Genomic DNA, 12,730 nt, shown 5'->3' on the forward strand with positions numbered 1-12,730 from the left:
GGGTTCGGGGTCATGCGGGGCGGATGGTATCCGGCACCTCGGCCACCACGCGCGTGCCGCCGGGGCCGGAGCGCAGTTCGAGCCGCCCGCCCAGCGCCTCCATGCGCTCGTGCATGTTGCGCAGGCCGATGCCGGCGTGGGGGTCGTTCCGCAGCGCATCGGCGTCGAAGCCGCGGCCGTCGTCGCGCACTTCCAGCTGCACGCCGCCGCCCACGAAGTCCAGGGTGACATGCACCTGCCGCGCCTGGGCGTGCTTGAGCACGTTGGTCAGCGCCTCCTGCGCCACGCGGAAGAGCGCCGTCGCCACATCGTGCGGCAGCGGGCCGGGCGGCTGCGCCACATGCGCCTGCACGGCGAGCGGCCCGTGTTCGCCGAAGCTGCGCGCCAGGTGCCCGATGGCGGCGGGCAGGCCCAGGGTGTCGAGCAGCGCCGGGCGCAGCTCGTGCGAGAGGCGGCGCACTTCGGTGAGCGCGTCGTTGAGCCGCTCCAGCGCCGTCGCCAGCGTGGCCGGCACCGGGCGCTGCGGGCCCAGTTCCTCCACGGCCGATTCGATCAGCAGCTTGGCCGACACCAGCGTCTGGCTGGTGCCGTCGTGCAGCTCGCGCGCCAGGTGGGCGCGTTCCTCTTCCTGCGACTGCACCACGCGGCGCGCCAGCACGCGCAGCCGCGCCTCGCTGGCGCGGTGCTCGCTCAGGTTCAGCAACAGCCCCGTGGCGCTGATGGCCGCAAAGCCCAGCGCCGCCACGGCGGCGATCCACCACATGGTGACGGCCACGTTCGATTCGACCTGCCGCTCCAGCCCGGCGAGGGTGGTGTCGATGTCGTCCAGGTAGAGGCCCGTGCCCACCATCCAGTTCCAGCGCGGCAGCGTGGTCACGTAGCCCAATTTGGGCAGCACCTGCCCGGCGCTGGACGGCTTGGGCCAGGCGTATTCGACGTAGCCGCCGCCGTCGGCCCGGGCGCCCGCGATCAGCTGCTGGATGGTGGGCCGCCCCTGCGGATCGCGCAGCTCCCAGAGATTGCGGCCCACCAGCTCGGGCTGGCGCGAATGCATCAGCGCCCGGCCCTGCAGGTCGTAGACGAAGAAATAGCCGTCGCTGCCGAAGTCCAGCGCGGACAGGCGGCGCAACGCCTCGGCCCGCGTGGCCGCGTCGTCGCGGCCGCTGTCGTAGAGCGGCTGCACGGTGCCCAGGGCCAGCTGCACGTAGTTGCGCAGCTCGTTGCGGCGCTGCTCCAGGTAGCTGCGCTCGACCAGCGTGCGCTCGCGCTGCGCCAGGTCCAGCGACTGGTGGCGCACCACGGCCGCCACCACCGCCAGCGTGGCCAGGAGCGGCACCACCGCCAGCACCAGCACCTTGGTGCGCAGGCGCGCGGCATCGCTGCCCGGTCGCTCGGCGGCAGGCCAGAGGCGTTGCAGCCGGGAATGGAGCCATTGGGACAGCGAGAGAGCCATGAGGAGTCGAGAGGGCAGCAAAGGGGGTGGCGGACGGAATGGCGAAGGCGGGCGGGGCCGGCGGCCTTTTCGGGGCCGCCTTAAAATCACGGCCTCTTCTCGGGCGCCCCTCCGGACCGCCCCGCGCCCAGCGCCACACCCCGTCCGGCCCCGATTGTCCCCCCGCCTGCCCTGCCGCCGCCCATGACCGCCTTGCCCCACGCCGCCGCCCCTGCCGTCGCCGCGTCCACCGACTGGATGGCCGACGCCGCCGCCACCACAGATTCCGCCTCCGCCGCGCCCCAGGCCGCCTCCTTGCGCATCGAGCGCGAGAACCACAAGCTCGAAAAGCGCCTGTGCCGCGAAACGGGCCGCGCCATCGTGGACTTCAACATGATCGAGGAAGGCGACAAGGTCATGGTGTGCATGTCCGGCGGCAAGGACAGCTACACCCTGCTGGACATCCTCATCAAGCTGCAAAAGCGCGCACCCATCCACTTCGACCTGGTGGCAGTGAACCTCGACCAGAAGCAGCCCGGCTTTCCCGAGCATGTGCTGCCCGAATACCTGGCGACCACGGGCGTGCCCTTCCACATCGAGAACCAGGACACCTACAGCATCGTCAAGCGCGTGGTGCCCGAGGGCAAGACCACCTGCGGCCTGTGCAGCCGCCTGCGCCGGGGCATCCTCTACCGCGTGGCCGATGAGCTGGGCTGCACCAAGATCGCCCTGGGCCACCACCGCGACGACATCCTGCAGACCATGCTGCTCAACATGTTCTTTGGCGGCAAGCTCAAGAGCATGCCCCCGAAGCTGGTGAGCGACGACGGCCGGCACGTGGTCATCCGCCCGCTGGCCTATGTGCCCGAGAAGGACACCGCACGCTGGGCCCAGCACCGGCAGTTCCCCATCATCCCGTGCAACCTCTGCGGCAGCCAGGAGAACCTGCAGCGCCAGGTGGTGGGCGACATGCTGCGCGACTGGGACAAGCGCTTTCCCGGCCGCGTCGAGAACATGTTCAATGCGCTGCAGAACGTCGTGCCGTCGCACCTGCTCGATGGAACGCTGCACGATTTCAAGAATCTGAAGGCCACGGGCGTGGCAAGCGAAGACGGCGACAAGGCCTTCGACCCCGAAAGCTTCCCCTCCGCGGCGACGGGCCTGCCCGGCCTGCAGGTGGTGCAGCTGACCTGAGAGCGGCCCTGGCCACCCGGCCGGCCAGCACGCACCGCCCGCCCTCATCACCTTTTCATCCTGTTCCGAGGACAACACCATGACGATCGTGCGCTGGCTCTGCTCCCTGATGCTCTGTGCCGCAGCCGCCGTGCTCGCCGGCTGCGCCACCACCCATGTGGTGGACAGCGACGTGCGCAGCTACTCCACCCTGACCGCGCTGCCCCAGCCCCCCACCTACCGCCTGGAACGCCTGCCCTCGCAGGCCGCCCATGCCGCATCGTTCAACGCCATCGAGGCGCTGGCCCAGCAGTCGCTCGCCCGCGTGGGCCTGCAGCGCGATGACGCCAACGCCCGGCTGGTGCTGCAGATCTCCGCCCAGGGCAGCTACGTGCGCCCCGGCTGGCCCTATTACTCCGACCCGTTCTACCGCCCCTTCGGCTGGGGCTGGGGGGTAGGCTACGGCCGCGGCCTGGGCTGGGGCTTCGGCGGCAGCTGGATGGACCGCCCGCCCACGCTGCACCGCCGCGAGGTGAGCCTGGTGTTGCGCGACGCCGCCACGCAGAAGATCGTCTATGAGACCTCTGCCGTCTATGAAGACGTGTGGACGGACGACCCCGCCATCTTCGGCATCCTCTTCGATGCGGCGCTCACGGGATTCCCGCAGCCGCCTGCCGGGCCGCGCCAGGTGCGCACCACCATCGCCCCCGGCGGCGCGCCCGCCACCATCACCGTGGCGCCCTCCGCCGCCCCGGCGGCCGGCGTGGTGGTGCAGCAGACGCCGCGGGCACAGCCTCAGAGGCTCCAACCCCAGCCGCAACCCAAGCCCTGACCCCGCCACATGCAACAGCAAGCCACCCGCATCATCGCCATCCGCCATGGCGAAACCGCCTGGAACGTGGACACCCGCATCCAGGGCCATCTCGATATCCCCCTCAACGACACCGGCCTCTGGCAGGCAGCGCGGGTGGGCGAAGCCCTGGCGGACGAGCCCATCGCCGCCATCTACGCCAGCGACCTGCAGCGCGCCCACACCACCGCCCAGGCCGTGGCCCGCACTACAGGCGCGCCGCTCGCCACCGATCAAGGGCTGCGCGAACGCAGCTTCGGCCACTTCCAGGGCCGCACCTTCGCCGAGATCGAAGCCGAACTGCCCGAGCAGGCGCGCCGCTGGCGCCAGCGCGACCCCGACTACGCCCCCGAAGGCGGCGAATCGCTGACCATGGTGCGCGCCCGCATCGCCGGCACCGTCGAGCGCCTGGCCTCGCGCCACGCCGGCGAACAGGTGGTGATGGTGGCCCACGGCGGCGTGCTCGACGCGCTCTACCGTCTGGCCACCGGCCAGGACATCCAGTCCCCCCGCACCTGGCACCTGGGCAACGCCGCCATCAACCGGCTGCTCTGGACGCCGGACGGCCTGACGCTGATCGGCTGGGGTGACGTGGGGCACCTGGAAGCGGGGGCGGGAGCGCGGGACGAACTGCATTCCTGAAGGCGTGCGCCCTCGGTACCTGCAGCCCTGCCCACCCGCTCAGGCGACCGCCGCGCCACCTGCGGAACCTCAAAGATTGAAAAGATCCGACCCACCACTCTGGGGTGGCGTCACCCCCAGATGCCTGAAGGCCGCCAGCGTCGCCACGCGCCCGCGCGGGGTGCGCTGCAGGTAGCCCTGCTGGATGAGGTAGGGTTCGATCACGTCCTCGATGGTCCCGGACTCTTCGCCGATGCTGGCGGCGATGTTGTCCAGCCCCACGGGGCCGCCGTCGAAGCGATGGATGACGGCCTCGAGCAGCTTGCGGTCCATCACGTCGAAGCCCTGCGGGTCCACGTCGAGCATGGTCAGGGCGCGCTGGGCGATGTCCAGCGTGATGCGCCCATCGCCCTTCACGTCGGCATAGTCGCGCACGCGGCGCAGCAGGCGGTTGGCGATACGGGGCGTGCCGCGCGAGCGGCGGGCGATCTCGAAGCCACCTTCGGAATCGATGGGGGTGTTCAGCAGCCCGGCGCTGCGCATGACGATGCGGGCCAGTTCCTCAGGCGTGTAGAACTCCAGCCGGGCGACGATGCCGAAGCGGTCGCGCAGCGGGTTGGTGAGCATGCCGGCGCGGGTGGTGGCGCCCACCAGGGTGAAGGGCTGCAGGTCGAGCTTGATGCTGCGCGCGGCCGGCCCCTCGCCGATCATGATGTCGATCTGGTAGTCCTCCAGCGCGGGATAGAGGATTTCCTCGACCACGGGCGAGAGGCGGTGGATCTCGTCGATGAAGAGAACGTCGTTCTTTTCCAGGTTGGTCAGCAGCGCGGCCAGGTCCTTGGGCTTTTCGAGCACCGGGCCGCTGGTCTGGCGCAGATTCACCCCCAACTCGGCCGCGATGATGTGGCTGAGCGTGGTCTTGCCCAGCCCGGGCGGCCCGAAGAGCAGGACATGGTCCAGCGCCTCGGACCGCTTGCGGGCGGCGCCGATGAAAATCTCCAGCTGCTCCCGCGCCTTGGCCTGCCCCACGTATTCCTGCAGCAGCTTCGGGCGCAGGGCGCGCTCCAGCGCTTCTTCCTGCGGGGATACAGGGGCTGCGGACACCACCCGCTTGGGCGGGGGAACGGGGGCGAAGTCGTCGGTCTGGATGCTCATGGAGTGGATTTCATGCGGCTCACGGATTGAGCCACTGGCGCAGCGTCGAGCGATAGGGCTGGTCGAAGCGGCCGTACTGGTCGAGGCCACCGGGGTTGGAGCAGCTGGTCGATCCGCCCAGCAGCTGGCCGGAAACGTAGCGGCGGCTGCCGATGCCAACGAAGAGCGCGCTGCCGCTGCTACCGCCCTCGGTGGTGCCCTGCTGCCAGTTGGTGGAGATGAAGGTGCCGTTGTCCGCGTTGCTGGACTGGCAGGTGTCGGAGGAGCAGGTGCTGTAGAACTGCACCGTGCCCACGCTGACCTTCTGCAGGTCGCCCTTGGGATGGTGGATACCCGCCACCGGCATCTTCACAGGCACGCCGCCGAAGTAGGAGCCCGCATACACCACACCGGCTGGCGGCATGGCGTTGAGCCGCATGAAGGATGTGTCGGTGTTGGCCGTGGCGTAGAGCATCGTGGCGCCGCCCGTCAGCCGCAAGGCGCCGGGGTTCACGGCGCCGGAATTGCAGGCGGTGGAGCGGTAGAACCAGTCGGTGGTCAGGGTGGAGGCCACCGACTGGGTGGAGATGCAGTGGTTGGCGCTCAGGAAATACGGCGTACGCGAGGAGCGCATGTCGTTCAGCAGGGTACCGGTGCAGACGAAGGCGTTGCCATCGTCGTGCACGAAGATCATACGTGCCACCGAGCGGCTTTCGCTGCTGTATTCGGGCTTGCACATCACATCGACGTTGCAGGAACCGGATTCGCCCACCTTGGTGGTGAAGCCCCCCTCGGCTGCATCGGGGGCGACGGTGAAGTGCGACAGGCGCGGCACGGCGATCTGCACGGCGGACACGGGTGCGGCGGCCGGGATCTCCACCTCCAGCGTGGTCGATGCGCCGCCGAAGTCGGGGCTCCAGTAGGTGCGGGCGGTGGTGACGTCAGCGCCGCCCTGGGCGTTGCGTGCGGCGATGGCAGCCAGATCCTGTGCGGACACCTGCACGGCGGCAGCGGGATCGGCGCCATAGAAGCGCAGCACCGCTCCGGACGGCAGGCTGCGCACCAGCACGCCCAGGCGCACGCCGTAAGCGCCGGCAGCGTCGAAGGCGATGGCCGCCACCTGGGTGCCGCGGTCCGTGGGGCTCCATTGCAGCAGGGACTGTGTGGAGGCCACGGTGGCCGTATCGGTCACGCTGCGCACCGAGCCGATCTGGCGAGCGATGCCCTGCGCCGGATTGGCGGCAGCGGACTTGGCGATCGAAGCCGCGGGCAGCGCGCCCAGTTGCACATGGCGCACGGTGCCTGTGGGGGCGATGCCCTGGGCTGCGGCGGCGTCCTTGGTGGCGGTGGGAGCCGGCGTGGCCGAAGCCGACAACGCGCTGGTGTCCAGGGGTTCGATGCGGTTCACAGCGGCATCGGGCGGGACCGTGACGACCGTGCCGCCACTGCCTCCACCGCTTGCACCACCACCACCGCTGCCTCCAGAAGCGGCACCTGAACCGCTGCCGCCGGCACCGCTGCCCGCCGTGGAGTTGCCCCCTCCGCCACCGCCGCCGCAGGCGGCGAGTACGAGCGACACGGCAGCCGCCGCAGCCAAGGGTTTGAATGCATTCTTTTTCATGTGCAGCCCTTCACGTTCCGTTCAAAAGAGACATAAGACACCCGCTGTATATAGATTCCATGTGACGCCATCAGCGGGCGCTGCGGCCAACCCACGGCCAAGCAGTCACGGGTCATGCCAATCCGGCCCTCACCTCGCCAGCGCCTTCAGCGCCAGCTTGATGCCATCGCTCACTCCCACGTCGGCCGGCAGGGCCTTCAGGGCGGTGGCGGCCTCCTTGTCGTTGTAACCCAGCGCCAGCAGGGCCTGCAGGATATCGGCCTGCGCATCGCTCTGGGCATGGGCCACGCTGCCGATGTCAGCGCCCAGCTTGCCCTTGAGTTCCAGCAGCAGCCGCTCGGCCGTCTTCTTGCCGATGCCGGGCACCTTCACCAGGCGGCCGGCCTCCTGCAGCGTCACGGCCTGGGCCAGGTCGGTGACGCCCAGGCCCGAGAGGATGGCCAGCGCCGTGCGCGGCCCGACACCGGAAATTTTGATGAGTTCGCGGAAAGCCTGGCGCTCAGGGTGAGTGGCGAAGCCGTAGAGCAGCTGCGCATCCTCGCGCACGATAAACTGGGTCAGCAGGGCCACGCGCTCGCCCACGGCCGGCAGGTTGTAGAAGGTGCTCATGGGCACCTGCACTTCGTAGCCCACGCCATGGCAGTCCAGCAGCACTTCCGGGGGATTCTTCTCCAGCAGGGTGCCGGTCAGTTTGCCTATCATTGATGTCCTTTGCCGCGCGTTCTGGCGGCCTCTTGAACGGAATTATCCGCGTGATCCTGCGCCACACATTCACCCCCCACAACAACCTGCGGCTCACCCATCTGTGCGGCCCGGCCGATGCCCATCTGCGCCTGATCGAGACGGCGCTGGACGTGCGCATCGCCCACCGGCACGAGCAGTTCAAGGTGGACGGCCCCAAGGCGAAGGCCACGCAGGCGATGGAGCTGCTGCAGGCGCTCTACGAAATGGCCGAGCGCCCCATCGCGGAGGAGCACATCCAGCTCATGCTGGCCGGCGACAGCGAGCTGCTGGAAGCGCCCGAGGGCGCGCCCACGCTGCTGAACACCCGCCGCGCCGACCTGCGCGCGCGCACCGCGACGCAGGGCGCGTATCTTGAGAACATCGCCAGCCACGACATCACCTTCGGCATCGGCCCGGCCGGCACCGGCAAGACCTACCTGGCCGTGGCCTGCGCCGTCGATGCGCTGGAGCGCAGCAACGTGCAGCGCATCGTGCTGACGCGCCCGGCCGTGGAGGCCGGCGAGCGCCTGGGCTTCCTGCCCGGCGACCTGACGCAGAAGGTGGACCCGTACCTGCGCCCGCTCTACGACGCGCTCTACGACCTGATGGGATACGACAAGGTGCAGAAGGCCTTCGAGCGCAATGCGCTGGAGATCGCGCCGCTGGCTTTCATGCGCGGGCGCACGCTGAACAACGCCTTCGTCATCCTGGACGAGGCGCAGAACACCACGCCCGAGCAGATGAAGATGTTCCTCACCCGCATCGGCTTCGGCGCCAAGGCGGTGGTGACCGGCGACGTGAGCCAGATCGACCTGCCCAAGGGCACGCTGAGCGGCCTGATCGACGCCGAGCGCGTGCTCAAGCGCGTCAAGGGCATCGCCGTCACGCGCTTCACCACGGCCGACGTGGTACGCCACCCGCTGATCGCCCGCATCGTGGACGCCTACGATGCACGGAGGGGGACACCCCCCTGAGCCGCGGCGCGGCATCCCCCCATTCCCCCCTCCCTCGGCTGCGCCGGGCAGGGTGACGACCCCGGTCGACGAGGGCAGCCAGATCCACGGCATCTGCTGCTCCGGGCCGCGCCAGACTCAGCACCGGCTGGCCCACCGTCCGCGGCGCCCACTCAACTACTAAATTGATAGCTACCAGCCCATGCTGGACAACCACTGGAGGCCGAAATGGCACTGAACCAACTCCAACTGTCGCTGCAGTTCGCCCGCTTCGACGGCGTGGCCGAGCACCGTGCCGCGCTGCCGCGCCATGCGGCGGCGCGCTTCATCCGCCATGCGCTTTCCAGCGACGCCGAAATCACCGTGCGCATCGTCGGCGCCGAAGAGGGCCAGGCCCTGAACCGCGAATACCGCAAGAAGGACTACGCCACCAACGTGCTCACCTTCGACTACGCGCAGGAGCCCGTGGTGGTGGCCGACCTGGTGCTGTGCGCGCCCGTGGTCGCGCGAGAGGCGCGCGAACAGAACAAGCCGCTGCGCGAGTACTACGCGCACCTGCTGGTCCACGGCACGCTGCACGCACAGGGCTGGGACCACGAGACCAGCCCCGAAGATGCCGACGAGATGGAAGCCTACGAGACGGCCATCATGGAGGAGATGGGGTTTGCCGACCCCTACGCCAGCTGACAGACCCGCCCCAGAAGGCACCCTGCCCGGCCCGGGCATGAGGACGTGGAGGAGAAGGAGACATGCTTGAAATAGCCTTGCTGCCGGCCGCTGCCTTCGTGGCTGGCGCCCTCAATGCCGTCGCCGGAGGCGGCAGCTTCCTGACCTTGCCCGCGCTGGTCTTCGCCGGCGTGCCGCCGGTGCCAGCCAATGCCACGGGTACGGTCGCCCTGCTGCCCGGCTACATCGCCAGCGCCTGGGCGCAGCGCGAGGACACGGCCGCACCGCCGGGCCTCACGCTCAGGCGGCTGATAGCGCTCTCGCTGGCAGGCGGTGCGGCCGGCGCCGCCCTGCTGCTGGCCACGCCCGACGCCACCTTCCGCAGCCTCGTGCCCTGGCTGCTGCTGGCCGCCACCGCGCTCTTCGCCTGCGGCCCGTGGCTGCGCCAGCGCTGGGCGCGCGGCAATGCGCCCTCCCCCATCAAGGCTACGCTGGGCGTGCTGGCCGTGTCCGCCTATGGCGGCTACTTCAACGGCGGGCTGGGCATTCTGCTGCTGGCGCTCTTCCGGCTGCTGGGCCAGAGCCATCTGAACGCGATGAACGGGCTCAAGAACTGCGTCTCCGCCCTGCTCACCAGCATGGCGGTGCTGATCTATGCGGCGGGCGGCGCGGTGCACTGGCGGCACGCGCTCCTGATGGCGCTGGCCGCCACCGTGGGCGGCTACGTGGGCGGGCGCGTGGCGCGCCTGATGCCGGCCGCCTTGCTGCGCTGGTGCATCGTGACGACCGGGCTGGTGATGGCAGGCCTGTTCTTCGCAGCCCAGCACTGAGAATTCACGCTCCAGCCCTTATCCGGCCTGGACTGCTCGCTATCAAATTTGATATTCAGGCCGGTGCCACCGCGGCTGGCGGAATGCGCAGCGGAATGGTGACCGGCCCGTCGTTGACAAGATGCACCTTCATGTCGGCAGCGAAGCGGCCGGTTTCCACCACGGGGTGCTGGGCGCGCGCCTGGGCGACGAAATAGTCGTAGAGCCTGCGCCCTTCGTCGGGCGCCGCCGCCCCGGTGAAGCTGGGGCGATTGCCGCCCCGGGTGTCGGCGGCCAGGGTGAACTGGCTCACCAGCAGCAGGCCACCGCCCACGTCCTGCACGCTCTGGTTCATCTTGCCGGCGTCGTCGGTGAAGATGCGCAGCTTCAGCAGCTTGGCCAGCAGGCGGTCGGCCTCGGCTCCGGTGTCGCCGCGCTCGGCGCACAGCAGCACCAGCAGCCCCGGCCCGATGCGTCCGAGGGTGACGCCATCCACATCCACGCGGGCCTCGCTCACGCGCTGCAGCAGGCCGATCATGCGGGCGCTCCGGGCTCGTCCAGGAAGGCTTCCACGCCCAGGGGCAGCAGCTCGATGGTCACGCGCAGGCCGGGCACGGCATGCATCAGCGCGGCCTCGACCGCGGCGCGGCGCTGGGCGGCGCGGCCCAGGCTCCAGTCGGCCGGCACATGCATGTGCAGCCCGGCGAAGCGGCGCTGGCCGGCCTGGCGGGTGACGAGGTGGTCGAAGCGCACCAGCGGCTCGGTCTGCGCGAAGGACTGCAGCGCGGCGTCGATGGCGGCCTGCGCCTCGGGCTCGACGGCGGAATCCATCAGGCCCTGCGAGGCGCGCCAGATCAGGTGCACGCCTTCCTTCAGGATGTTCAGCGCCACGGCCATGGCCACGACAGGGTCCAGCCAGAGCCAGCCCGTGAGGCCCGCCGCGCCGATGCCGATCACGACGCCCGCCGAGGTCCACACGTCAGTGACCAGATGACGAGCATCGCCCTCCAGCGCCACCGAGCGATAGACGCGCGCCGAGCGGAACATGAGCCAGGCCAGCAGCCCGTTGAGCGCCGAGCTGACGACCGACAGCGCCAGCCCCCAGCTGACCTGCTCGAGCGGCTGGGGCTCGGCCAGCCGGTGGGCCGCCGCCCAGAGAATGGCCACGGAGGCGCCCATGATGAGGATGCCCTCAAAGCCCGATGAGAAGTACTCTGCCTTGTGGTGGCCGTAAGGGTGGTCGTCGTCGGCCGGGCGCGCAGCCACCGTCACCATGGCCAGCGCGAAGATGGCGCCCGCCAGGTTGACGAAGGACTCGAGCGCATCGGAGAGCAGGCCCACCGAGCCCGTGAGGTACCAGGCCATCGTCTTGAGCACGATGGTGACCAGCGCCACCCCGACGGAAGCCCACAGCAGGGTGTGGGGGGCCAACGTGGCGGCGCCGGGGGCAGGCGGGTTGGCGGAGGGTGGTTTGACAGAGGACATGGCGATTCAGGAGGCAGCCGGGGGCGCCATTCTGCCTGCGCCAGAAGGCCGCCGCATGGCGCAGCCACCGTGCCCTGCCGTCCGGCACACCAGGGATCCCCACGGGCCGGCCCGCCAGGGGATCGCGCAGAGCCACACGGCCGGGGCCGCAGGCCGCTCAGCCCACGGAGATCTTGCGATCGCGCACGACCTCGGCCCAGAGCGAGCGCTGGTCCTGGATGAACTTCTCCGCAGCCGCAGGCGTAGCCCCCGGAAACACGTCGCCGCCGAGTTTGCGGATGCGCGAGAGCACCTCCGGATCGGCCAGCGCCTGGCGGATGCCGGTGACCAACCGGGCCTGCACGTCCGCCGGCAGGCCCGCCGGAGCCAGCACAGGGTTCCACTCCAGCACTTCGTACTTGCGCACGCCCACCTCGGCCATGGTGGGCACCTGTGGCAGGGAGCGGGCGCGCAGCGAGGAGGTGACGGCCAGCGCACGCAGCTTGCCGGCGCGGATATAGCCCAGGGCAGACGCCACGTTGGCAAAGAAGAGCGGCACCTTGCCGGCCATCACATCGTTCATGGCCGGGCCGCCGCCGCGGTAGGGAATGTGCAGAAGTTGCACGCTGGCGCGCTCCTCGAACAGCGCCCCCGCCAGGTGCTGCGCCGAGCCGTTGCCCGACGAGGCATAGGCCACGCTGGCCGGCTTGTCCCGGGCCATCGCGATCAAGTCCTGCACGCTGCGGACCCGAAAGCCCGCTGAACACACCAGCACGTTCGGGAAAGTGGCCAGCACTGCGAGGGGTGTGAAGGCCTTGGCGGAGTCGTAGGCCATCCGGGGATAGAGCGACGGATTCACCGCAAAGGACGACGCATCCAGCAGCAGCGTGGCGCCGTCCGGCGTGGCCCGCGCCACGCGCTCGCCGGCGATCTGGCCGCTGGCGCCGGGAATGTTCTCCACCACCACGCTCCGGCCCAACGCTGCGCCCAGGCGCGGCGCGAGGATGCGCGCCATCAGATCTGCACCGCCGCCGGCGGGATACGACACCACCAGGGTGACGGGCCGAGCGCCCGCCATGCCCTGCGGCTGCGCGAGGGTGGCGCTCCAGGGTGCGGCGAGCGCGGCGCCAGCCGCGCACAGCACGAGGCGGCGGGAGGGATCGGAGGATGGCAAGTTCATGGGCAGGCTCCAGGAGATGCGAGGCACGCGCAGCAGATCAGACCCAGGTGACGCTGTGATGGAGGCGGAAGGCGCGGGCATCGCCCCGCATGCCGTGACGCGCC

At 70.0% G+C, this 12,730-nt stretch carries 13 protein-coding genes; 6 read left to right on the plus strand and 7 right to left on the minus strand.

Features of this window, described 5'->3' with window-relative positions; genetic code table 11:
• Positions 1 to 10 precede the first annotated feature (10 nt).
• Positions 11 to 1,453: a cache domain-containing protein gene (locus AC3A84_RS16560; protein WP_487971129.1), complete on the minus strand. Its 1,443-nt coding sequence runs from the start codon at positions 1,451 to 1,453 to the stop codon at positions 11 to 13.
• 183 nt (positions 1,454 to 1,636) lie between these two features.
• Between AC3A84_RS16560 and ttcA the strand changes: the two genes are divergently transcribed.
• The 3 genes from ttcA (at position 1,637) to AC3A84_RS16575 (ending at position 4,097) form a co-directional block, all read left to right on the plus strand.
• Complete coding sequence (gene ttcA, locus AC3A84_RS16565) at positions 1,637 to 2,626, plus strand: tRNA 2-thiocytidine(32) synthetase TtcA (RefSeq protein WP_487971130.1); 990 nt, start codon at positions 1,637 to 1,639, stop codon at positions 2,624 to 2,626.
• Between the two features lie 79 nt (positions 2,627 to 2,705).
• Positions 2,706 to 3,437 carry a DUF4136 domain-containing protein gene (locus AC3A84_RS16570; protein ID WP_487971131.1) on the plus strand — a complete coding sequence of 244 codons (732 nt, stop codon included), beginning with the start codon at positions 2,706 to 2,708 and terminating at the stop codon, positions 3,435 to 3,437.
• Between the two features lie 9 nt (positions 3,438 to 3,446).
• Positions 3,447 to 4,097: a histidine phosphatase family protein gene (locus AC3A84_RS16575; RefSeq protein WP_487971132.1), complete on the plus strand. Its 651-nt coding sequence runs from the start codon at positions 3,447 to 3,449 to the stop codon at positions 4,095 to 4,097.
• A 69-nt stretch (positions 4,098 to 4,166) separates the two neighbouring features.
• Here the strand turns inward: AC3A84_RS16575 and ruvB are convergent, their stop codons facing one another.
• The 3 genes from ruvB to ruvA all read right to left on the minus strand — a co-directional run bounded on the left by ruvB (position 4,167) and on the right by ruvA (position 7,533).
• A complete protein-coding gene (ruvB, locus tag AC3A84_RS16580; protein ID WP_487971133.1) occupies positions 4,167 to 5,231 on the minus strand; it encodes a Holliday junction branch migration DNA helicase RuvB in 1,065 nt (354 codons plus the stop codon).
• A gap of 19 nt (positions 5,232 to 5,250) precedes the next feature.
• Positions 5,251 to 6,831 (minus strand): trypsin-like serine peptidase, encoded by a 1,581-nt coding sequence (locus tag AC3A84_RS16585; protein WP_487971134.1) that lies wholly within the window; start codon positions 6,829 to 6,831, stop codon positions 5,251 to 5,253.
• Positions 6,832 to 6,960: 129 nt separating this feature from the next.
• Positions 6,961 to 7,533: a Holliday junction branch migration protein RuvA gene (ruvA, locus tag AC3A84_RS16590; RefSeq protein WP_487971135.1), complete on the minus strand. Its 573-nt coding sequence runs from the start codon at positions 7,531 to 7,533 to the stop codon at positions 6,961 to 6,963.
• 50 nt (positions 7,534 to 7,583) lie between these two features.
• On the opposite strand from ruvA, the gene AC3A84_RS16595 reads away from it, so the two are divergent.
• The 3 genes from AC3A84_RS16595 to AC3A84_RS16605 all read left to right on the plus strand — a co-directional run bounded on the left by AC3A84_RS16595 (position 7,584) and on the right by AC3A84_RS16605 (position 10,003).
• Positions 7,584 to 8,528 carry a PhoH family protein gene (locus AC3A84_RS16595; protein ID WP_487971136.1) on the plus strand — a complete coding sequence of 315 codons (945 nt, stop codon included), beginning with the start codon at positions 7,584 to 7,586 and terminating at the stop codon, positions 8,526 to 8,528.
• Positions 8,529 to 8,735: 207 nt separating this feature from the next.
• Entirely contained in the window at positions 8,736 to 9,194 is a 459-nt protein-coding gene (ybeY, locus tag AC3A84_RS16600; protein ID WP_487971137.1) for an rRNA maturation RNase YbeY, read from the plus strand.
• Positions 9,195 to 9,256: 62 nt separating this feature from the next.
• Entirely contained in the window at positions 9,257 to 10,003 is a 747-nt protein-coding gene (locus tag AC3A84_RS16605) for a sulfite exporter TauE/SafE family protein (protein WP_487971138.1), read from the plus strand.
• Positions 10,004 to 10,058: 55 nt separating this feature from the next.
• Here AC3A84_RS16605 and dtd read toward each other — a convergent pair whose 3' ends face one another.
• The 3 genes from dtd to AC3A84_RS16620 all read right to left on the minus strand — a co-directional run bounded on the left by dtd (position 10,059) and on the right by AC3A84_RS16620 (position 12,626).
• The gene (dtd, locus tag AC3A84_RS16610) at positions 10,059 to 10,520 is read right to left on the minus strand and encodes a D-aminoacyl-tRNA deacylase (protein WP_487971139.1); all 462 of its coding nucleotides are present in this window, start codon (positions 10,518 to 10,520) and stop codon (positions 10,059 to 10,061) included.
• Positions 10,517 to 11,467: a cation diffusion facilitator family transporter gene (locus AC3A84_RS16615; protein ID WP_487971140.1), complete on the minus strand. Its 951-nt coding sequence runs from the start codon at positions 11,465 to 11,467 to the stop codon at positions 10,517 to 10,519. Before AC3A84_RS16615 ends, dtd begins: the two co-directional genes overlap by 4 nt.
• 157 nt (positions 11,468 to 11,624) lie before the next feature.
• Complete coding sequence (locus AC3A84_RS16620; RefSeq protein ID WP_487971141.1) at positions 11,625 to 12,626, minus strand: tripartite tricarboxylate transporter substrate binding protein; 1,002 nt, start codon at positions 12,624 to 12,626, stop codon at positions 11,625 to 11,627.
• Between the last annotated feature and the right edge of the window lie 104 nt (positions 12,627 to 12,730).

It is taken from the genome of Paracidovorax sp., from assembly GCF_057642795.1.